The sequence below is a fragment of the Sphingobium scionense genome (assembly GCF_014197035.1).
GTDB lineage: Bacteria > Pseudomonadota > Alphaproteobacteria > Sphingomonadales > Sphingomonadaceae > Sphingobium > Sphingobium scionense.
This window is the reverse complement of sequence record NZ_JACIEU010000004.1, coordinates 139,868-158,905: the sequence shown is the minus strand read 5'-3', so window position 1 is coordinate 158,905 and position 19,038 is coordinate 139,868. Positions and strand designations below refer to the sequence as shown.

Here is a 19,038-nt window from a genome sequence, read left to right as displayed (position 1 = left end):
GCATTATGCGCAGCAAATCGACCGGCTCCATGATCGGAGCCGGAGCCATCATCACGTCTGTCTTCGCGGCAGGCGCCGCTACGATCCTGTCGGGCGGGACCAGTACGACCAGCAGCTCATCGACCAGCATGGCCGATAGCGGCTCGGTCACTATCTCCAGCAGCAGTGTGAGCAGTGCGACGACGACCAGCGCGGCGACGACCAGCAGCACCAGCAACAGCTTTGCCGACTTCGACTTCGCCAATGGCACGGTTCTGCCGGGCAAGGCGACGCTCTGGATCGGCAACGCCACCTACAAGCCGGGCAGCAGCACGGCCTATGTCCCGGTCTATCTCGATCGGGCGACGCCCAACACGGTGATCGCGCGGATCACCACGGTGAATGGTACCGGTACGCTGAAGGCCACGTCGGGCACAAACTACAAGACGGTCGACACCGTCGTCATCTTCCGGCCGGGCGATCCGCTGGAACAGACGGTGGAAGTGCCGGTCATCAGCGCCACCGATGGCCAGCAGTTCAGCGTGAAGCTGCGTGAGGCGCCCTGGGGCGCATTGCAGGGGCAGTCGACGGCGACCGTCACGGCCAAGGCCTATGTCGCGGCGACCGAGAAGGCAACCGGCACCTTCCGCGAAGCACGGACCTTCGCGGCTTCGGGCACGTTGCAGTTCGAACTGCTCAAGGACACCCATAAGCGGTCTGTCGACGGCGGCTGGGACCGTTGGGCCACCACCCTGTCGCATGGCCGGGCGCAGACCGGCAATGGCGAGACCGGCCTCTATGTCGACACCGCCACCTATCCGGGGATCGAAGGGCCGGTCTATTGGAGCAACAAGGGTCTGGTGCTGCATAGCCAGGTGCTCAAGACGCCGATCAGCTATCAGGGCGTGACCTATAATTACGGCGCGTCGATCCTGGACGGCCGCAACTTCCTCGCCTCGCAGATCGGCTATGGCCAATATGAGTGGGAAGCGAAGATGCCCAACCGGCGCGGTTCCTGGCCGGCTTTCTGGCTGATCTCGACCAGCGGATGGCCGCCGGAAATCGATATCTATGAAGGCTTTGGCTATCAGAGCTATTGGGATTTCGATCGTCATGTCGGCCAGACCATCCATGTCGGCGCCAACAGCACCCGCTATGACCAGCGCGGCATCGTCATCCAGACCGAGCAGGCCTATGGTCTGTCGGGCTATTCGCAGGATTTCCACAAGTTCGCGGTCGATATTCAGCGCGATTACATCACGTGGTTCGTCGACGGCAAGGAAACCTACCAGTCGGTCAACCCGTTCAAGGGCTTCCGCTTCTATCCGCTGATGAATGTCGCGGTGAAGACGACGGGCGCCTATGACGATGGCAGCGGCGACATGACCATCCGCAGTTTCAAAATCTATTCCGCGCCATAATAGGTCGGGCTGCCCCGGCCCGTCAGGGCGTAGAGGCGGCCCCAGCATTTGAACCACTGCCCGGCGATGTCGACCCGTCGCGCGCCGGGTAGCAGCAGCGCGAGGAGGCCGGCGGTGCGCATCGCGAACACCGCCAGCGTCCGGCCGAACAACGCAAGCATGCCCGGAAGACCGGGGCGATGCTTCCGGCGGGTTAGCGTCTCGGTAAAACCGATCCGCCACATGCGGGACAGCACCCAGCCGAGCCGTACCCGTTCGGGCGGAACCCATTCGCTGACCCGCGCATCCGCTGCCCAGCCAAAGCTGATCCCGGCATCGTGCAGGCGTGTGAGATAATCCAGATCCTCGCCACCGCTTTGGTTAAAGCGCGGATCGAACCAGGGCGCGGGCAGCAATTCCAATGCCTTGCGCCTGAGCAGCAGGTTGTTGCTGGCCCACAGCATGTCGGTGGCGCCCGAAGGCCGATCCTCGGCGCGGAAGACCAGCACTTCGCGCGCCCAATGGGGAGGCGGCCGCAGGAAATGGGCGTCGACCGGGCCGCCAACCACATCGGCACCGCACATTTCTCGAACTGCGAGTAGCGCGTCGAGCCAACCAGGTTGCGGCCATTCATCATCATCGATCATCGCCAGATACTGCATCGCCGGATCGGCCAGCGCGGTGGCGACGATCGCGTTGCGGACCGAGCAGAGGCCGGGTTCGGGCACATGCAGGACACGGATCGGCAGCGGATAGTCGGGGTCATCCTGCATCTCGTGCGCAACCATCGCGCCTTCCTGCCCGACCGGATCATTGTCGGCGACGAGCAACTGGACATTCTCATGCTGGACGACGGCGGCCAGACTTTCGAGCAGGTGGCGCAACTGGCCCGGTCGACGGTAGGTCGGGATGGCGATCCAGATTGTTGGGTTATGGGGCATCATGCGGTCACCTCCATCGGGGCGGGGTGGGGGCGTCCACCGCGCTGCAGCCATTTGATGAACTTGTGGCCCGGCACCTCTATCAGTCGATAGCTGGCCCAGCAAAGCAGCCAGGTCGCGACCAGCATGGCGGCGATGAAGAGCCAATCATGGCCGACAAAGCCGTGGCGATGGGCGGTCCCCATGACACGGGCCATGATGTCGCGCACCAGCGGATGCCACAGATAGATGGAATAGCTGATGAGGCCCAGATGATAGCTGACCGGGTTGGCCATCACCGCGCGGGCGGCGGCACCATCATAATAGCAGGTCAGCACCAGAGCCGGCATCAGGCATACGACCAGCACGTCGGCCGCTCGGGGTAGCATCAAGGCGACAGCGATGATGACACATATGGCGGCAAATCGGCCGGGGCCATCGAGCAGGCTGCGGGTCAGCGCCATGTCGCGGATGCGATAGGTCAGGACGCCCAGCGCAAAGCCGGCAAGGCAGCGCAGCAGCGTCAGGACCGTGTCATGATCGTTGACATCCAGCGGCCCGCTGGCGCCCCGGCCGGAACTGGCGACCAGCACCAGAATGCCGACGCACAGCGCCAGTTGCGCCCAGGCCCAGCGAGAAAAGGCCATGATCGCGATCAGCGGGTAGAGGAGATAGGCCGCAACCTCCGTGCTGACCGACCAGCTGTTGCCGGCGATCGGTTGCGTGCCCCATCCCCAGCTCTGGATCATCAGCAGGTTGGTGAGGATATTGGGCAGGTCGAGCGGGATCGCCTGTGTCCCCGACACATTGACCAGGATGCGGGCCATGAACACCAGCGTCACGATCAGGTGCAACGGCCAGACGCGGGCCGTGCGGTTGATCAGGAAGTCCATATAGCTGGATCGTCCCAGATTGTGCATAAGCCGGTCATAATAGCCGTAGGATACGACGAAGCCGCTGAGAATGAAGAAAAGATCGACCGCCAGATAGGCGCGCGAGAAAAGCGGGATCGCGAAAGCCTGAAAGGCTGGTGCGTGGGGAATATGGTAGAGCAGGACCGAAACGGCGGCGACGCCGCGCAGGCCCGTGAGCGAGGAAATTCTCATGCGGCATGTCTCCCGGCCGGCGGCGCGTCATCGAAGGCGGCGGCGATGGCGTCCCACAGCGGCTTGCGGCGCAGCGAACCGTCCAGCGGCAATCCGCGCGACAACTGGCCGTCGGGCCATTTATAATCCTTGTAGTTGGACAGCCAGGAATAGCGGTCCGACAGACCCCAGCAGAGCACGGCCTGCATCGCCGGATTGTCCAGCGCGACATCGATGAAGGCACGGCCGACACTGGCAACTTCGCTGTCACGTTTGGCCGGGTTGGGCGGTCCGCCAATGTCGGCAATGTCGAACTCGGTAATCTCCAGCTTCAGGCCATAGCCGCGCAACTGGTCGAGGAAATCGGCGAAGCGGCGCTCGTTGAACCCTTCCTTATAGGGTTTGAGATGACCCTGGATGCCGATCGCGTCAATCGGCACGTCACGCGCCTTCAGCCGGTCGAGCAGCTTGAGCATCGCGGTTCGGCGCCGTTCGCAGCGCGGCGAGTCATGTTCGATGCCATAATCGGTCAGGAACAGGGTCGCCCTGGGATCGGTCTCGCGCGCGGTGTGGAAGGCGATGTCGATATAATGCTCGCCCAGCGCCTGCATCCACATGCTGTCGGCGCGCATGCCGTCGGCGCGGCCGTCATTGGGTTCCAGCGCTTCGTTCACCACGTCCCATTCCTGGATGCGGCCGGCATAACGGGGCATGGCGGTGGTGATATAGCTGGTCATCAGTTTCTGGCGGCCGCGATCGCTGGCGGCCTGCAGTGCGGGTTCCAGCCATTTGGGCTGGGCGGCATACCAGACCAGGGCATGGCCGCGCGCGCGCATGTCATGCTTCCGGGCGAAATCGATGATCTGGTCGGCACCGCTGAAATCATATTGGCCCGGCTTGGGCTCGGTCGTGCCGCGCTTCAGCTCATATTCCTGCACCAGGATATTGCATTCCTGCGCCACCGCCTGGGTAAAGCCGGTATCCTCGCGCAACTGGCGCGACTTGACCGCCGCGCCGAAATAGCGGCCCTTGGCACGGGCATGGGTGGCGAGCCCCGGCGGCATCGCGGCGGCCGCGACACCAGCAGGCAGGGTTGCCGCCAGCGCCATGCCGCCGGCCAGAAATTCGCGACGCTTCACAGGCGCGGCCTCCCGCCCACCATCTGGGCCATGTCGATCCATCGGTCGGAAATCCGGCGATAGATGGGGTCGGGCAGGATGATCTGCATCAGCACGGTAGCCGCCAGACGCGGACCAAAGGCACCACGCAGCACCGCGCCGAGATAATAGCGCATCGCCTGAAACCGGCTGGTCGGCCAGATGCTCTTGGCCGCATGCCAGCCCATATAGGCGGAAAAGGCACGGGCGGAGATGTGGGGGCGCAGGTCGCGCAGCCAGATGAGACTGCCGACGCTGCCGCGAACCGCCGACAATCGATGTTCGGCGTCGCGGTCGGCCCAGATCGTGCCGGGCCGGGGGGTCATCTTGAACTGGCCGCCGGCCAGCGCCAGGCGAACGGCAAAGTCGGTATCGTCGCCGAACTTCACATCCTCGCGATAGCGGACCTTGTCGGCGAGGCCGCGACTGAGCGCCAGGCTGCTGGTCTGGATGAAACCGCGATCGCACATGAGATAGCGGTCGATCGTCTCGCCGGTCGCGATGGCGCGCGGGGGTTTGAGGAAATTGCGCCCCTCGCCGCGATCGACCAGCACCTGGCCATAGGCGACCACATTCTCGTCCTGTTGCAGCAGGGGCAGCAGGTCGGCAAGGTGATGCGGCAGGAAGCGGTCATCACAGTCGAGGAAGGCGATATAGCGCCCCTTTGCCTGCGCAATGCCGGCGTTACGTGCGGCCGATGCACCGCGATTTGGCTGGACGATGACGCGCAGGCGCGGGTCGTCAATCTCTAGCAAGGCCTGTTCGGTGTCGTCGGTGGACCCGTCGATCACGACGATGACCTCGATCAGCGAAACCGTCTGGTCGAGCGCGGACAGCACCGCCGCGACAACCTTCTCGCGGCGCTGATAGGTCGGGATGACCACGGAAAAGAGCGGTGAGGCGGCCTGTTCCTGTAGCGCCGACGGAGGTTGCCAGGCCGACATCACGAGCGGGCGCCGCTACTGAGGGCATCGGCCTTGCCGAAGCGCAGGACGAAGCCGTTGACGAGCGAACGATAGAGCGACTTGGGCATGTAGGAACGCAGTAGCTGGCGCGCGATCACCCGGGGCGGCACGCCGCCGGCGGTCAGGCCGATGGCCAGGTCGCGAATGGCCGCGACCGGTCGGACAGGCGCCATATGATAGGCCAGCACCGTGGCGCGATAGCCGCGTCGCGCCCGGTTGGTCAGCATATGGCCGCAGCGATCGAGCCAGTCGAGCGAGGTTTCATAGCCACGTACATAGGAGGTGCGGCCAGCCTCGGTCGCGTCGAGCCAGATGGTGAGCGCCCGGTCGATCATGCGGAAACGGGCACCCGCGCCCTGCAGGCGGACGCAGAAGTCGAGATCCTGCCCCTTCTTGAGCGCCGGGTCGAACAATACCTGCTGCGCCATCCGGGTCGGCACGACCATCGTCGATGTCTGCATGAACTGATTGGCGCAGAACAGATATTCGCCGACATCCTCGCCCTCGCGGATGCCGCGATCGGGGCGGATCCAGTAGCGGTCGACGCCCCGGTCCACCTTCATGCGCGAATAGAGAACGGTCCGGCCGTCGTCTCCGGCCAGCGCTTCCGCCATGGTCGACAACTTGCCCGGCAGGAACAGGTCATCGGAATCGAGGAAGGCGATATAGCGACCCTCGGCCGCCAGAATCCCGCGATTGCGTGCCGCGCCGCCGCCGGCATTGTCCTGGCGGATATAGCGCAGGCGCGGGTCGCCGATCGCCTCGATCACCGGGCCGGGATTGTCATGGGAGCCGTCATCGACCACGACGATCTCGAAATTGGTCCAGTCCTGCGCCAGTACCGACCGGATCGTGTCGGTGACCACGTCGGCGCGGTTGTAGAGCGGGATGACGACGGAAAAGAAGGGAATATTGGTCATGCGCCATGGACCTTTCGATATTCTTCATAATGGATGCCGGTGAGGCCGGCGATCTTGCCCGCGGCGCGATAGAGCTTGCCGAGGCGCTCCACCCGCTTGCCGCGGTCCAATGTGGTGAGGGGGCCGACCGCGCCGACCAGGAATCCGACGGCGATGCGGGGGCTTTCGCTCAGCGCCGCACGAAGGGCGCCGCCATGGGCGCGGGCGACGATCATGTCGGTCATGCCGACGCGATAGCCACGCATCAGCAGCCATTTGGCGGTGACGCGACTGGCCGGGATCAGTTCGGTGACCAGCGCTTCCTCCGACCAGGCGAAGCGGAAACCGGCGCGCTGCATCCGGGTGAAGAGCTGCTTGTCTGACCCGCCGGTCAGCGCCATGCGCTCGTCGAACGGGCGGGCGCCGATGCGGCGCAGCGCATTGGCGGATATCAGGACGTTGGCGGTGCTGTCGATCAGCGGAACAGGGCCTGACTTGTCCCGCCGCTTGGGCTGGAGCAGGGGATGGCGCGATGCCCAGGCCGGCAGCGGACTGTCCATCTCGCGCAGCACCGCGCCGCCGACGACATCGGCGTCCCAGCGGTCGGCGGCCGTCACCAGCGCGTCGATCCAGCCGGGGCAGGCCGCTTCGTCATCGTCCATCATCGCCGCATGGGTGACGCCGGGCCGGGCGAGAGCCGCCCCGACCAGGGCATTGCGGACCAGAGGGATGCCGCGTTCGCGGACCAGCAATGCCTCGATCGGCCAGCGATAGCCGGATGTCGCCAGTGCCTCCACCACGGCCAGCCCCTGCTGGTCCCGGGCGTCATTGTCGGCCACCAGAACTTCGATCCGGTGCCGGGTTTCGAGCGCGGCGAGCGAGGCCAGGGTGCGGCGCAGCCCCTGTGGCCGGTTACAGGTCGCGATGCAGATGACGACATTAGCCATGGGAAGCCTCCGGGCGGGCGAGGAAGCGGCGGCGCCACTGGGGAAGCGGGCGCGCCTTGTAGGTGGCGTGGGCGGCGGCGATGGCCGCCAGGAAGATCACCCAGACCTGCCGATCCTTGTCGAAGAAGGAGGTTTCCAGCAGATTCTGGTAGAGGACGAAGACCCAGATCGCGAAGCAGGGCACCATGATCGGCCGGTTCTGCGGCGTGGCCCCGGTCAGGAACCAGATGGCGGGCAGGGCGAGGAAGGTGAGCAGCAGCATGACGAGGCCCAGCGGTCCGGTCGTCACAAGGATTTCCAGATAGCCATTGTGCGAATGGGCGGTCAGCGTCTGGAACGCCTGGTTGAGATAATCGAGCGAGGGACTGCGGTCACCGACCTGCCAGAAGCCGCCGAAACCCGCGCCCAGGAAGGGGTGGTCCTTGAGATAGGCGAGGTCGACTTCCCAGATGGACACGCGACCGGTGAAGGAGGTGGGGTCGGCGAAGATCCGCTCCACCACCGGCTGGAAGGCGACATAGAGCCACAGCACGCCGACCATGCCGAGCGCAACCATGATCAGCAGCACCGCCCGTTTCTGGGTGGAATCGCTCAGCGCGCGATAGACGGCGCAGACGCCCAGGATGGCGAAGGACAGGGCCAGCGAGGTCTTACTCTTGGTGCCGATCACGAAGACGAAGGCCATCACCGAGAAGAGGGCGTAATACCATTTCTTGGTATCGACCCAGGCATTGGCCGCGACCATGAAGGTCAATGCCATGACCGCGCCGGCAATATTCTTGTGGAAGAAAAAGCCGCGCCAGGCACCGATCAGCGCTTTGTCGCTCTCGGTCGGCGGATGGACCGCCGCCGACGTCAGCGGCAGCGAGACCCAGCAGATGACGAGCGACAGAATGAGCGCGTAGCGCAACGCCTGGAGCAGCCTTTCGGGACCGATCAGACTGAGCGCGCTGAAGGTGATGTAGATCACGATCAGCTGCTGCATCGCCCGCTTGAACGATACGAAGGGATCAACGCCCCAGCTGCAGGTAAGGAAGAACCAGCCGAGCATGATCGCCAGCGGCCACAGGGTGAAGCGATAACGCGGCGGGTAGCGGCGGATCAGCTGCACGCCGGTCAGCAGCAGGGCAAAGCCGATGAACAGTGCCTGCTTGAACAGATCCGACCCGCTATTTTCCTGCGCCATGGCGACCAGCTCGTCCTGGGTCCGCGAGGCGAAGGGCTGCTGGCCGATAAAGACGAGCATCAGGAAGGTGAAATAGAAGATTTGCGCGACCAGGATCAGCCGGGCGCTTTCGGTCTTCTTGGCGGCCGCCTCGCCCGGCCGGGCGAGGCGTGGCGTGGGGACATCACGATGCCAGGGCGTGCTTGCCATCGCTCAGCCCTCCGCCTGGCTGCGGCGCCAGCTACGGTCGAGCTGCCAGATGCCGAGCATCATGACCAGCTGCGACAGGACGACGCCGGCGATGGAGAAGACGGGCGCGACCAGCAGCGTCAGCAAGGTGACGGCCGCCACGCCGATGCCGCAGCTGCGCAGGCTCTGCGCCGCGAGCGGACGGAACGCCTTGCGTGCCTGGGTCATGACGCTCATCGGTGTCTGCACGCACTGGACCAGCGAGAGCAGCGCGCAAAGCGCGACGGCGGTGATGACCAGCTCATGGTCGAGCGTGGGCTTGAGGATCAGGCCGGGGAAGAAATAGAGCGCGGCGGCCGCGACGACGCAGGTGCCGAGCCACAGGAAGACAAGGGCGCCCATGAAGATGCGTTCCGACTGAATCGCGCCCTGATGATCGCCGCGTGCCACAGCGCGGGTCATGCGCGGGCGCTCCAACTGGGTGAGGGCTGTGATGCAGACATTGACCGGACGAAAGAACAGCATGCCGACGGCGATCGGTGCGAAGGCGGTGGGGCCGGCGAGCAGGGTCACGGCATAGCTGTGGGCGTTCGACGTCGCCTCGGTCGACAGTACGCCGACCAGGGTCCAGGCCGACTGTTCCTTCCACACCGGGCGATAGGCGCGCAGGGCGGCGAGCGGCGACATGGCGACATGGCGGCGCAGATAGGGACTGCCGAAGGGTAGCAGGCCGGCCAGGCTGGCGGCGACCAGCATGGTGCCGATGCCGGTCAGGTCCGCGCCGGTACGCATCGCGACCAGCAGGCCAATGAGGATGGTCGCGGCATAGGCGATGTCGGACCGGGCGGCCTGCATCGGCGCATGATGGGCATAGGCGTTGGAGCGACCGAACCAGCGGATCAGCGACAATGTGCCCGCGAGGCCGAAGACCAGGGCGGCCTGTGGCGAGGCGGTGGTCCAGGCGATGGCGGCGCAGATTAGTCCCTGGCTGAGCGAGAGCAGCAGGTTGACCGGAAAGAAGAAGCCATGCGCCGCGCGATCGACATCCTCGCCCTGATTGACGGCGATCGTGTAGGGCGTCGAAACCAGCGCGTTCGACAGGCTGTAGCCGAACTGGATGATGACCAGCAGGAAGGCGAGCACGCCGATGCCGGTGGTGGCGAGATGGTGGATCGAGAAGAGCTGGACCAGCAGATGGCTGACCGAGACGATCGCCGAAGAGAAGCTGGCGAGGCCGAAGCGGCCGAATATGGTGCCCAGGCGCTGGGTACGGCCGGAAGCCGCCTGCGCCTCAGCCATGGCGGTGCTTCCAGATCAGCCACAGGGCATGGGGATTGGTGGTGATATAGCGCCAGGCCAGTTCCTTGGGCCGGGTACCCATGCGGTGCAGCCATTCCAGGCCATTGCGCTGCATCCACATGGGCGCGCGCGGATAGTCGCCGGTGATATAGTTGAACAGGCCGCCGCAGGTGACGATCCAGCCGGCCTTGATCCGGTCGCGATTGCGCACGCAAAAGGCCTGCTCGCGCGGCTTGCCGGTGCCGACCCAGAGGACGTCGGGCGCGGCCGCGTTGATCGCGTCGATTACCGCATCCTCGTCCTCCGGCTTCCAGAAGCCGTTGCGGCGCCCCGCGACGGTGAGGCCCGGTGCCATCTCGACGATTCGATCGGCGCAGGCGGCGTTCACTTTCTCCTCGCCGCCGAGCAGATAGTAGCTGACCCCTGCCTTCGCTGCGGAGACCAGGCTATCGATGAACATGTCGGTGGTGCTGGATCGATCGGCGATCGGCGGCTGGCCGACCCAGCGCGAGGCGGCGACGACGATCTGGCCATCGGCATGGATCAGGTCCGCCTGGGCCAGATTGTCGCGAAACCCCTTGTCCGTGGCGTTCATCGACAGGCCCTGACCGTTGCAGTCGAAGATCAGCAGGGCATGCTGGTCGAGGGCGCGACGCAACGGCGCCTCGCCCAGCATGCGGTCGATAAGGGCATCGAGCGAAAGAGTCGAAACCGGGATGCCACCGACCAGGGCGACCTGATCCTGCGTGGAGACGGGTGGCAGCATCGGTTGCCGGGGGATGGCCTGTTCCAGGCTCATGCGATCACCGTTCCGGCAATGGCTACGCCATGGCGGTCAAGGTCGTCGATCACGCGGCGCATGTCGCCGATCGCGGTTTCCCCGCGCCGGGCGACGATGGTCACGGCATCAAAACCGGCCAGGATGGAACCGAACGGCGTCTGCTCGCCGCGCCGATGCGCCAGATAGAAGAGCATCGACGTGTCGTGCAATCCCCAGCCGGCAGCGGTTTCAGCCAGCGGCCCCTTCGTCACCAGGCTAGACGCACTGCCGGATGCGCGACCGGCTGTCATCAGCCACAGCCGGTCGACAGCCGTGCGTGCGGCCGGCAACAGGGCGGCGCTGCCGAGCAGCTGTTCGGCCAGACCCGCCTTGTTCGCTACGCGGAACAATCGGTCCAGTGAGGGGCGATCGATATCGACATCAACCGCCATCGTCTGGCCGTCCATCTGCGCCATCACGACGGCAAGATTGGCAGCCAGGATGGCGGCCTCGTCCCCTGCGTCGATCGACAGGATGGCAAAGCGCAGGCCCGCCACAACGGCATCCTTGGCGACGGCCCGCATCTTGGCACGGATGGTGCGGACCTTGGCGGCGTAGGCATCTGCCGGGTCAAAGGCGCTGACCACCAGCGGATCGACCCGCTGGTCGCCGGCCGCCATCAACGGGAAGCCGCCCTGCATGGCGAGGATGATGCCCGCCGTCTCGGGATCAAGCAGGCCGAGGTCTATCGCCGCCTGCTGGAAGGGCTGGCCGGCGGCATGGCCATGGGCTTCGATCCGGCCGATGTCGGTTTCGGCCAGGAAGCCATGTTCGACCGCGAGCTGCGCGAAATCCTTGGTGTCGCGGGCACGGGGCTTGAGGCCGGTCGTGGCGCCGGCGGTCAGATGGGGATGGGCACTAGCCGTGGAACGCAGTCTCATGCGGCCTCCTGTCGCTTGGGGAGCCAGCCGCCCCGTGCAGGGGCGGGCAGCAATTCGGTGATGACTTCGACCTCGGTCGCGCGGGCCACGCCAGCGGCAGAGCGGACGCGGGGCTGGGCGATTTCGATCAGGATGACCGCCGCGATGCCGCCGACCAGACCCAGGGCGATGCCGCCCACCAGCCAGAGCAGCAGGTTGGGCTTGGCCGGCAGCAAAGGCACGGCCGCCTCGTCGAGCAGGCTGGCATTGGGTTGCGAGATCTGGCTCTTGAGCGCCGCCTCATTGAAGCGCTGACGCACCGTGTCATAGGTCTGGCGGGCCGCATCCACGTCGCGTTGCATGACCATCAACTGGTCCTGCACGTCCGACATGCGGATCATGCGGTCTTCCTGCGAGGCCATGTTCGACTTCAGATCGCCTTCCCGGCGACTGGCGGCTACGCTGTTGGCGCTGACCGCACCGGCCTGGCTGGCGCGCGCGGCGCCGAGCTTGGCCTGCAATTCTGAGAGCTGGGCGGATGCGGCGGCCATCGTCGGATGGTTCGGACCCAGTGTCTTGGCCAGTTCCTGGACCTTTGCAGCCTGGCTCGCGACCTGTTCCTGCAAATTCTGGACGATCAGCGAGCCTTCGATGTCCGACACCGAACCAGCGCCGGCCTTGCCGCGCGCCGCCGCCGCTTCGGCCTGCGCCTGGGTGAGTTGGTAGGACATGTTCTTCAGCTTTTCGGCCTCAAGATCCATGCGGTTGATGCCGATGATGTCATGCGCGCGCTGGAAATCGGACAGCCGCCTCTGGGCCTCCTCATAACGACGACGGACGTCGGCAGTCTGTTCGTTGAACCATTTGGCCGAGGTGCGCGCCGGCGAGGCGCGCAGTTCCACCTGCTCGCGCATGTAGATTTGTGCGGCAAGGTTGGCCACGCGCGCAGCGGTCTTCGGATCGGGGTCAAGATACTGGATCTGCAGCACATTGCTCTGGCGGCCAGTTGTGACCAGCAGTCCAGCGCGCACGCGCGCGGCAGCCTGCTGCAACCGGGCATCGGCCGGCATGTCGGCAGGCAGGGCGTCGACAAAGCCGGCTTCCTTGGCGACCGCGTTGATCACCTTGGCACTGCGGATGATATCGGTCTGGGTGCCCAGGATCGAATCAACTTCGACGCGGCCCTGATTCTGGGTCGTGTCGGTCGGGTCGGTCTGCGACAGGTCCAGCATCAGCGAGGTCGTCGCCATATATTGGCGCGACTGCATGAAGGCCGCGACCGCGATCAGCAGAAACAGGATGCCGCCGATCATTGCGGCGACCCGCCAGCGCGCCTTGACGGCGGCGGCGAGGTCCAGGGGGTTCATCGTCATAGTCCGTCCACTCCTCGGAGCATGGCACGCATTTCCTCTGCCGGCGTCGGTGCGACCGTGCGCGGCGCGGGCTGCTTGGCCATCAGCAGCAGGAATTGCGGCGCCAGCGTATCTTCGAACATCCACAATTCGCCGCCCGGCGTGGGCGTGAGGGCAGGCTCCAACCGGGCCAGCGCATCGCTGGCATCGGCCTCCATGCCCGGATATTCGCCCAATATGTCGCTACCGACGCGCAGCAGCCGCTCCAGCGAAATCGCCGACATCTGCGATGCGACGATCCCGGCGAGCGCGATCATCCGGCGACCCGATGCGCTGTCGCGCAGGGCACGAGTGAACAGGCCATGACTGGCGCTGCTCATTTCCGCCCAGTCGTAGAGCGCGCTGGCAAGGCCCTGTTCTACATCTCCGGCGGTTACTTGCTCGCGGCCGCCGGCCTCGGTAACAAGCGCCGCCTGCATGCCGAACAGCCGGGCATGATAGGGTGATCCCATAGCTGCGCCGGCGAGGGCCTCGACGGCTTCGGGTGTGATCGACAGTCCGGCCTTATCGCCGCAACTTGCCAGCAGCAGTTCCAGCTCGGGGCGGGCGATCGGGCTGACCCGCTGGGGCGCGATATGGCGGCGGAGCGAGGGATGGGCGGCGATCAGGCCATCGACATCGCCGGCAATGCCGACCAGCACCACCTGCACCGGCGAATGGATATCGGTCAGCAGCTTGAGCAGCGTCGCCACATCCTGCTTGGCGGTATCGGAGCGGACCCGGTCATATTCGTCGAGGATCAGGATTGAGCGCTGACGCACTTCCTCGACCAGCAGCGTGGCAAGGCCGTTGATGTCCAGCGGGCTGGCAGCCAGCTTGCGCGCGCGTTCCTGACCCGCGCCGCTCATCGGCAGTTCAGTCAAAAAGGGGCGGAATAGCGCGTCGAAATCCGCTTCGCCGCTGGCTGAACCGTAAAGCGCGACGCAGCCGGATTCATCCGCCAGATCCCCGAATACGCGGGCGAGCGAGGTCTTGCCCGATCCGCGCGTGCCGAAGATGATCGCATGTTTGCGCTGCACCACGATCGCCTCGACCAGCTTCTCCAACTCAGTGTTGCGACCCGCCAGTCCGTGACGGTCGGTCACCGGCATGGCGGTGCTGAAGGCGCTGTAGATCGAGTCCCGGCGCAGGCTGATCGGCTTGAGCGGCGTGGCCATCGCGCCCATCGACAGCGGGCGGGATGCATCGTCCGGCACCGGATCGGGGTCTGCCGCGCGATGAAAGCTCGGCGCGACCGGCTGCTCCAGCAACAGCGGTGCGTGCTCGGGGATGGCCCGGGCAGGGCGAGCGGTGCCACCGGCCAGACGGCGCGGCAGCGACCAGAGCCAGTCGAGCGTCCCGGCAGAGCGGGGCGTCCCGAAATCATGGTCGATCGCGGTCAAAACAGCTTCTCCCGGATCATGAGGACGTCTTCGGGCTGGACCGGATCGTCCAGTTTGGCCTGCACTTCCTGTCCTCCGCGCTTCACCTTGATGCTGCGGGTAGAACCGGCGAGCGTGGGGCCGCCGGCCAGCGCAAGCGCCTGTCGGAAGGTCTGGCCCGCGACGTAGGAAAAGGCGCCGGGCTGCTGCACTTGACCATAGACATAGACCTTCTCGGACGGCGGCACGAACAGGATGTCCCCCGCCTGCAGAGGACGGCCAGCGCCGGCGCTCATGTCGGTGAGCGAGATCCGAACGGCCCCGCTGCCATCGGCGGGGGTCAGGATGACGGCGTTGGCGCCGGCGGTAGTTGCGCCGCCGGCCTTGGCCAGCATCGACGCCACCGTGTACGTGCGGTCGAGCGGATAATTGCCGGCCTGGGGCACATTGCCCAGCACGGTGACCGAGCGGCTGACATAGTCGCTCACTTCGACGCTGACCGAGGGTTTGGTCAGATAGCCGCCACCGGCATAGCTGGCGGCGATGTCGGACGCGAGCTGGGACGTGGTCTTGCCCTTCGCATCCACCGGCCCGACCAGCGCGAGCAGCACCGTGCCGTCGGCCTTGATCCGGGTTTCGGTCGACAGGTCGGGCTGGCCGAAGATCGAAATCTTCAGCTGATCGTCCGGACCGAGCAGATAGCCGGCGGGTGCAGACGCCGCCGGCCGCGCGGGCGTGGCGGCAACCGCCGCGGCCGCGGCGGCACCGGCAGGCGCCTGCGCGGTTTGGGTTTGGGCCGACAATGCGGTCGGCACCGCCAGCAGGGGGAGGGCGGCAAGGATATGGAAGCGTGTCGCTATTCTCATGGGTCAAGCTCCCTTCGGGTCAAAAGCGCAGCAGGGCTGAGAGCGTCACCTGCGTGCCGCTATAGTTGGAGACATCGGTGTCGGTACGGCGGCGGTAATGCTGGGCGTCGAGGCTGAGGTCGAAGCGATCGGTCAGCTTGCGCTTGAGCGTCGCGCCGAACTGGCGATTGCGGTCCGCCTCGATCGAGAAGGGGCGCAGCGCCGCATCCTGTCTGAACTTGCGCCTCTGCCAGTCGGCATAGAGACCGGCTGAGGTCAGTTCGCTGATCGCGAACTCCCCCTCGATCCGATAGCTGGACCGGATCGCAAAGCCGCTGGCGATCAGGCTGTCATTCATGATGTCGCGGGCGGTGGAGGCGGTCAGCTTCACGCGCGGGATGATGCTGGTCGACAGCCGCACATCCCAGCCCATGCCATTATAGCTGCCGACCGCAGCGGAATCGCTGCTGACGTCAAGCCATTGCAGGTCGGCATCGATCTGGGTGATCGGCGTCACCGACCGCTGGAAGCGCAGGCCATAGGCGTTGATGCGGTTCTTGATGCCCAGCGTGCGCCGGTCGCTGACCGTCCGCTCATAATAAGTGGTGAGCGTGCCGAAGCTGGGCTTGTTATAGCCCAGGCCGACCTTGAAGCTGTCGCTGTCCTGGTCGGCATAGTCGAAATCATCGGCGTTGCGCGTCGTGTCATGCTGATAGCCGGCAACGGGGAAGAAGCCAGGCCGTTCGCATGACAGGTCAGCGCCCAGCGTCGAGTAGCGCTGGAGATTTTCGGTCGCAGCGTTGATGTCGCCATAATCGGCACGCTGCTGGCGGTAGCTGGCGCGTGGCGTGATGGCGCAAGTCGCTCCGAATCGAATCGTCGCTCTGGCCTCTGCATCGAGTCGCAGCTTGCTGCGCTGGGCCTCCGACACAAACTGATCATAGCCAGCCTTGGCCCGGATCTGGATGTCGTGCCGGCCGATCGGATGGGCGTAGGTCGCCTCGATCGAGGGCGTGACGATCAGGTCGCCGGTGGGGTCTTCGACCCGGTCATCGACGCGATAGACATTGTCGTCATACAGAAGATCAAGCCCGGCCGTCAGGTGCAGGCCGAGCGTGTCGATACGCTTGTCGTCATCCTGCGCATGCGCTTTTGAGGGCGCGCCGGTGAACAGGATTGCGCCGCCAAGAGCAGCGATGGCTGCCGCATGCGGCCACGAAAAATCATTTGCTGCGGGCGCACAGGCGGGCGCCCGCAAACGCGGGTTTAGGGTATTATCCAAACGCATGAATCCTTATTGCATTGCAGCAACAAGGGGCATGCTAATCGTATTTTTACGTAATGCACACGGGTCCGGACGCGACTGGTCGCGCCAAAACAACGGCTCGTTTCATCGACGAAAGGAGCGGTTAACAGCCGGTCGCGGCTGTTAATCTGAGGGCAAGGAAACTGGCCCCGATCAGAAGATCAGATAGGCAATCGCACCGATGGCCGCACAGAAGGCAAGAATGCCCGCCCAGCGCGAAACAAACTGAATCGCCCCTTCTGCGCGGTCGGCGATCGACAGCGTATGAGCGTTTTCGGGCAGATCGCGGACGGCGATGCCTGCATCGGATAAGGAGGTTTTTGTTGCGGCAACTACCGCCAATTCATCAGTCACGACCGTCATCCTGGGAACTTTATGAACGGTCGTTAATATAGGATTTTAGGGTTCACAAATAGTTTACATCTGTGTGCAAGCCGGCTCAGCTCATCGCAAAAACCGGCTCATGATGCGTAAAATCCTCAATGCCGGGCCAAGCCCTTGCAATTCAATAGGCGTTGCGGTGAACCAGAACGCGCGCGGTGCCGACCAGGATGCCGATGTCGCGCATCAGGCTCCAGCCATGCAGATATTCAAGGTCCGCCTCGACCCGGTTCAGAATGTCGCGACGGGTTTCGGTCGCGCCGCGGAAGCCGCGGATCTGGGCTAGGCCGGTGATGCCGGGCTTGAGTGCGTGGCGATGCCAGTATTGGCGATCGACCTGCCAGAAAAGCTGGTCTTCGGCGGTCGAGCCAAGCGCGTGCGGGCGCGGGCCGACCAGGCTCATTTCGCCCAGCAGCACATTGATCAGCTGTGGCAGTTCGTCGATGCTGGTGCTGCGGATGAAACGGCCGACGCGGGTGATGCGATTGTCGTCGCGCTGGGTCGAGGTGGCGCCGGCGGTATCGCACTGCTCCACCCGCATGCTGCGGAACTTGAGGATGTGGAACAGGCGATTGCCGCGGCCGATCCGTTCCTGCCGGAAGAAGATCGGGCCGGGCGAATCCAGCCGGATGGCGACGGCGATAGCGATCATCAAGGGCGCGAGGGCGAGCAGCACCGGCACGGTCAGGACGATGTCGAGCAGTCGCTTCTTCGCGCGATTGGCGAGGTTCAGCGGGCCACGCGCGACCACCAGGGTCGATACGCCCCGATGGTTCTGCACCGCAAGCGGCGCCATCGGATCCAGTTCGGGGACGATGATCTCGCCCAGGATGTTGCCACCCTTGAGCATCTGCGCCCAATCGGCCTTGCGCTCCAGCGGGCAGGAAATGACCACGCGATCGAAGTCCCGCAGCAGCATGCCAAGGCGATGCAGCATATAGGGATCGTCAAGATCGGCGCGCAGGCCCAGCGTCGGCGCGTCGACGATCACCATGCCGCTCACATCGTCCGGGATGAGGCCGTCGTCGATGATCAGCAACTGGGCGAACAGGCCTTCGGCAAAATGGCGGCGAACGGTGCGCACGATCAGCACCCGCTGGATCATGATCAGCGTGCCGCTGAACAGCAGGCCGGCGCTCACCCCGAAGCGTGAGAAATTGTCGGAGACCTTGAGCGAGAAGACGACCAACAGGAAGATCAGCAGCGTTCCGGCAAAGGCCATTGCCGCACTGCGGCATGACGCCGCCATGCTGGTCAGGCAACGCGGATTATAGGCCTGGTTGTGAAAAGCGATGGTGCCATAGACCAATATGCCACCGGCCAGCGGCTGCCAGACCTCCATCGACAGGATCGGGATGCCGGCGACGCGCAGCCCCGTGACGAACCCTGCGGTCAGGGCCATCATGTCTGCCAGCAGCAGAACCAGGCTCAACCACAGGCGCGCGTTCCGCTGGAAAGCGGCGGTGGTGGGCTGGCGACTGGGGGTTCCTGCAATCGCCAGATCAATTTTGGACATCGGCAACCCTTTAAATGCGTCGTGACGTCATGGTCCGCCCGCCCGTCGTCAAACGGTGGCGATCTTTCCCCAGGACATCCGCTGCCTTTGATTTATGTTGCGTAGCAGCAGGACATAGTTGCTCGGCTGTTACAATTGGGGGAGGGATATTCGGACGCACATTTCCGACGATCCGTTGAACGGGCAATTTTCGTCCTGCCGCCTCTTCGTTCCGTCGCAGTCGTCATCGATGCAATATGGCCAGTTTCGTCGCGGTCGTGGGGGAAATGGCGTCGAATCAAATCAGTCAGGCGAATAGCCACCAGCCGATCAGAAGCAGCGTCCCGGCAAGGGCAATAGGACCTGACCAGCGCGACAGAAACTGCACGCCGGCTTCGATCCGATGATGGGGAAAGGGCCAGATTTTCGGGCCACCCATATCGTCGCCATGCTGCGGGACGGTATCATGCCGTGGGGCCGGCCGGGCGCTGTCCGCCCCGGCATCACGATCCTGCGGTGGCGGAAACAGATCGACCATCATCATTCCCGATGC

18 protein-coding genes are annotated in these 19,038 nt (G+C 64.8%); 1 reads left to right on the top strand and 17 read right to left on the bottom strand.

Features of this window, described 5'->3' with window-relative positions:
• Window positions 1-5 precede the first annotated feature (5 nt).
• Window positions 6-1,400 carry a family 16 glycosylhydrolase gene (locus tag GGQ90_RS05805; protein ID WP_425506101.1) on the top strand — a complete coding sequence of 465 codons (1,395 nt, stop codon included), beginning with the start codon at window positions 6-8 and terminating at the stop codon, window positions 1,398-1,400.
• Here the strand turns inward: GGQ90_RS05805 and GGQ90_RS05800 are convergent.
• From GGQ90_RS05800 to GGQ90_RS05720, 17 genes are all read right to left on the bottom strand, one after another.
• On the bottom strand, window positions 1,385-2,323 hold the full coding sequence (locus GGQ90_RS05800) for a glycosyltransferase family 2 protein (RefSeq protein ID WP_246428144.1): 939 nt from the start codon (window positions 2,321-2,323) through the stop codon (window positions 1,385-1,387). The genes GGQ90_RS05805 and GGQ90_RS05800 overlap by 16 nt on opposite strands.
• The gene (locus tag GGQ90_RS05795; RefSeq protein ID WP_188081259.1) at window positions 2,320-3,405 is read right to left on the bottom strand and encodes an acyltransferase family protein; all 1,086 of its coding nucleotides are present in this window, start codon (window positions 3,403-3,405) and stop codon (window positions 2,320-2,322) included. Before GGQ90_RS05795 ends, GGQ90_RS05800 begins: the two co-directional genes overlap by 4 nt.
• Window positions 3,402-4,523: an endo-1,4-beta-xylanase gene (locus GGQ90_RS05790; protein ID WP_188081258.1), complete on the bottom strand. Its 1,122-nt coding sequence runs from the start codon at window positions 4,521-4,523 to the stop codon at window positions 3,402-3,404. The genes GGQ90_RS05795 and GGQ90_RS05790 overlap by 4 nt, the downstream gene beginning before the upstream one ends.
• Window positions 4,520-5,485, bottom strand: coding sequence for a glycosyltransferase family 2 protein (locus GGQ90_RS05785; RefSeq protein WP_188081257.1), 966 nt, complete (start codon window positions 5,483-5,485; stop codon window positions 4,520-4,522). The genes GGQ90_RS05790 and GGQ90_RS05785 overlap by 4 nt, the downstream gene beginning before the upstream one ends.
• A complete protein-coding gene (locus GGQ90_RS05780; RefSeq protein WP_188081256.1) occupies window positions 5,485-6,426 on the bottom strand; it encodes a glycosyltransferase family 2 protein in 942 nt (313 codons plus the stop codon). The genes GGQ90_RS05785 and GGQ90_RS05780 overlap by 1 nt, the downstream gene beginning before the upstream one ends.
• The gene (locus GGQ90_RS05775; RefSeq protein ID WP_188081255.1) at window positions 6,423-7,352 is read right to left on the bottom strand and encodes a glycosyltransferase family 2 protein; all 930 of its coding nucleotides are present in this window, start codon (window positions 7,350-7,352) and stop codon (window positions 6,423-6,425) included. The genes GGQ90_RS05780 and GGQ90_RS05775 overlap by 4 nt, the downstream gene beginning before the upstream one ends.
• The gene (locus GGQ90_RS05770; RefSeq protein WP_188081254.1) at window positions 7,345-8,727 is read right to left on the bottom strand and encodes an O-antigen ligase family protein; all 1,383 of its coding nucleotides are present in this window, start codon (window positions 8,725-8,727) and stop codon (window positions 7,345-7,347) included. The genes GGQ90_RS05775 and GGQ90_RS05770 overlap by 8 nt, the downstream gene beginning before the upstream one ends.
• Window positions 8,728-8,730: 3 nt before the next feature.
• Entirely contained in the window at window positions 8,731-10,005 is a 1,275-nt protein-coding gene (locus GGQ90_RS05765; RefSeq protein ID WP_188081253.1) for a polysaccharide biosynthesis protein, read from the bottom strand.
• The gene (locus tag GGQ90_RS05760) at window positions 9,998-10,804 is read right to left on the bottom strand and encodes a WecB/TagA/CpsF family glycosyltransferase (protein ID WP_188081252.1); all 807 of its coding nucleotides are present in this window, start codon (window positions 10,802-10,804) and stop codon (window positions 9,998-10,000) included. The genes GGQ90_RS05765 and GGQ90_RS05760 overlap by 8 nt, the downstream gene beginning before the upstream one ends.
• Window positions 10,801-11,706 (bottom strand): P-loop NTPase family protein, encoded by a 906-nt coding sequence (locus GGQ90_RS05755; protein WP_188081251.1) that lies wholly within the window; start codon window positions 11,704-11,706, stop codon window positions 10,801-10,803. Before GGQ90_RS05755 ends, GGQ90_RS05760 begins: the two co-directional genes overlap by 4 nt.
• Window positions 11,703-13,058: a GumC family protein gene (locus GGQ90_RS05750; RefSeq protein WP_188081250.1), complete on the bottom strand. Its 1,356-nt coding sequence runs from the start codon at window positions 13,056-13,058 to the stop codon at window positions 11,703-11,705. Before GGQ90_RS05750 ends, GGQ90_RS05755 begins: the two co-directional genes overlap by 4 nt.
• The gene (locus tag GGQ90_RS05745) at window positions 13,055-14,479 is read right to left on the bottom strand and encodes an ATP-binding protein (RefSeq protein WP_223178110.1); all 1,425 of its coding nucleotides are present in this window, start codon (window positions 14,477-14,479) and stop codon (window positions 13,055-13,057) included. Before GGQ90_RS05745 ends, GGQ90_RS05750 begins: the two co-directional genes overlap by 4 nt.
• Window positions 14,476-15,324 (bottom strand): polysaccharide biosynthesis/export family protein, encoded by an 849-nt coding sequence (locus GGQ90_RS05740; RefSeq protein WP_188081249.1) that lies wholly within the window; start codon window positions 15,322-15,324, stop codon window positions 14,476-14,478. Before GGQ90_RS05740 ends, GGQ90_RS05745 begins: the two co-directional genes overlap by 4 nt.
• 19 nt (window positions 15,325-15,343) lie before the next feature.
• Window positions 15,344-16,591: a hypothetical protein gene (locus tag GGQ90_RS05735; protein WP_223178109.1), complete on the bottom strand. Its 1,248-nt coding sequence runs from the start codon at window positions 16,589-16,591 to the stop codon at window positions 15,344-15,346.
• Window positions 16,592-16,762: 171 nt separating this feature from the next.
• Window positions 16,763-16,972 carry a hypothetical protein gene (locus GGQ90_RS05730; RefSeq protein WP_188081248.1) on the bottom strand — a complete coding sequence of 70 codons (210 nt, stop codon included), beginning with the start codon at window positions 16,970-16,972 and terminating at the stop codon, window positions 16,763-16,765.
• 142 nt (window positions 16,973-17,114) lie between these two features.
• Window positions 17,115-18,506: a sugar transferase gene (locus tag GGQ90_RS05725; protein ID WP_188081247.1), complete on the bottom strand. Its 1,392-nt coding sequence runs from the start codon at window positions 18,504-18,506 to the stop codon at window positions 17,115-17,117.
• 286 nt (window positions 18,507-18,792) lie between these two features.
• Window positions 18,793-19,029: a hypothetical protein gene (locus tag GGQ90_RS05720; RefSeq protein WP_246428143.1), complete on the bottom strand. Its 237-nt coding sequence runs from the start codon at window positions 19,027-19,029 to the stop codon at window positions 18,793-18,795.
• Window positions 19,030-19,038 lie beyond the last annotated feature (9 nt).

Bases quoted from the DNA above. Each gene is read 5' to 3' on its own strand.
- GGQ90_RS05805 (WP_425506101.1), top strand. From the start codon at position 6: ATGCGCAGCAAATCGACCGGCTCCATGATCGGAGCCGGAGCCATCATC.
- GGQ90_RS05755 (WP_188081251.1), bottom strand. From the start codon at position 11,706: ATGAGACTGCGTTCCACGGCTAGTGCCCATCCCCATCTGACCGCCGGC.
- GGQ90_RS05795 (WP_188081259.1), bottom strand. From the start codon at position 3,405: ATGAGAATTTCCTCGCTCACGGGCCTGCGCGGCGTCGCCGCCGTTTCG.
- GGQ90_RS05770 (WP_188081254.1), bottom strand. From the start codon at position 8,727: ATGGCAAGCACGCCCTGGCATCGTGATGTCCCCACGCCACGCCTCGCC.
- GGQ90_RS05765 (WP_188081253.1), bottom strand. From the start codon at position 10,005: ATGGCTGAGGCGCAGGCGGCTTCCGGCCGTACCCAGCGCCTGGGCACC.
- GGQ90_RS05725 (WP_188081247.1), bottom strand. From the start codon at position 18,506: ATGTCCAAAATTGATCTGGCGATTGCAGGAACCCCCAGTCGCCAGCCC.
- GGQ90_RS05720 (WP_246428143.1), bottom strand. From the start codon at position 19,029: ATGATGATGGTCGATCTGTTTCCGCCACCGCAGGATCGTGATGCCGGG.
- GGQ90_RS05775 (WP_188081255.1), bottom strand. From the start codon at position 7,352: ATGGCTAATGTCGTCATCTGCATCGCGACCTGTAACCGGCCACAGGGG.
- GGQ90_RS05750 (WP_188081250.1), bottom strand. From the start codon at position 13,058: ATGACGATGAACCCCCTGGACCTCGCCGCCGCCGTCAAGGCGCGCTGG.
- GGQ90_RS05735 (WP_223178109.1), bottom strand. From the start codon at position 16,591: ATGCGTTTGGATAATACCCTAAACCCGCGTTTGCGGGCGCCCGCCTGT.
- GGQ90_RS05730 (WP_188081248.1), bottom strand. From the start codon at position 16,972: ATGACGGTCGTGACTGATGAATTGGCGGTAGTTGCCGCAACAAAAACC.
- GGQ90_RS05760 (WP_188081252.1), bottom strand. From the start codon at position 10,804: ATGAGCCTGGAACAGGCCATCCCCCGGCAACCGATGCTGCCACCCGTC.
- GGQ90_RS05780 (WP_188081256.1), bottom strand. From the start codon at position 6,426: ATGACCAATATTCCCTTCTTTTCCGTCGTCATCCCGCTCTACAACCGC.
- GGQ90_RS05800 (WP_246428144.1), bottom strand. From the start codon at position 2,323: ATGATGCCCCATAACCCAACAATCTGGATCGCCATCCCGACCTACCGT.
- GGQ90_RS05785 (WP_188081257.1), bottom strand. From the start codon at position 5,485: ATGTCGGCCTGGCAACCTCCGTCGGCGCTACAGGAACAGGCCGCCTCA.
- GGQ90_RS05740 (WP_188081249.1), bottom strand. From the start codon at position 15,324: ATGAGAATAGCGACACGCTTCCATATCCTTGCCGCCCTCCCCCTGCTG.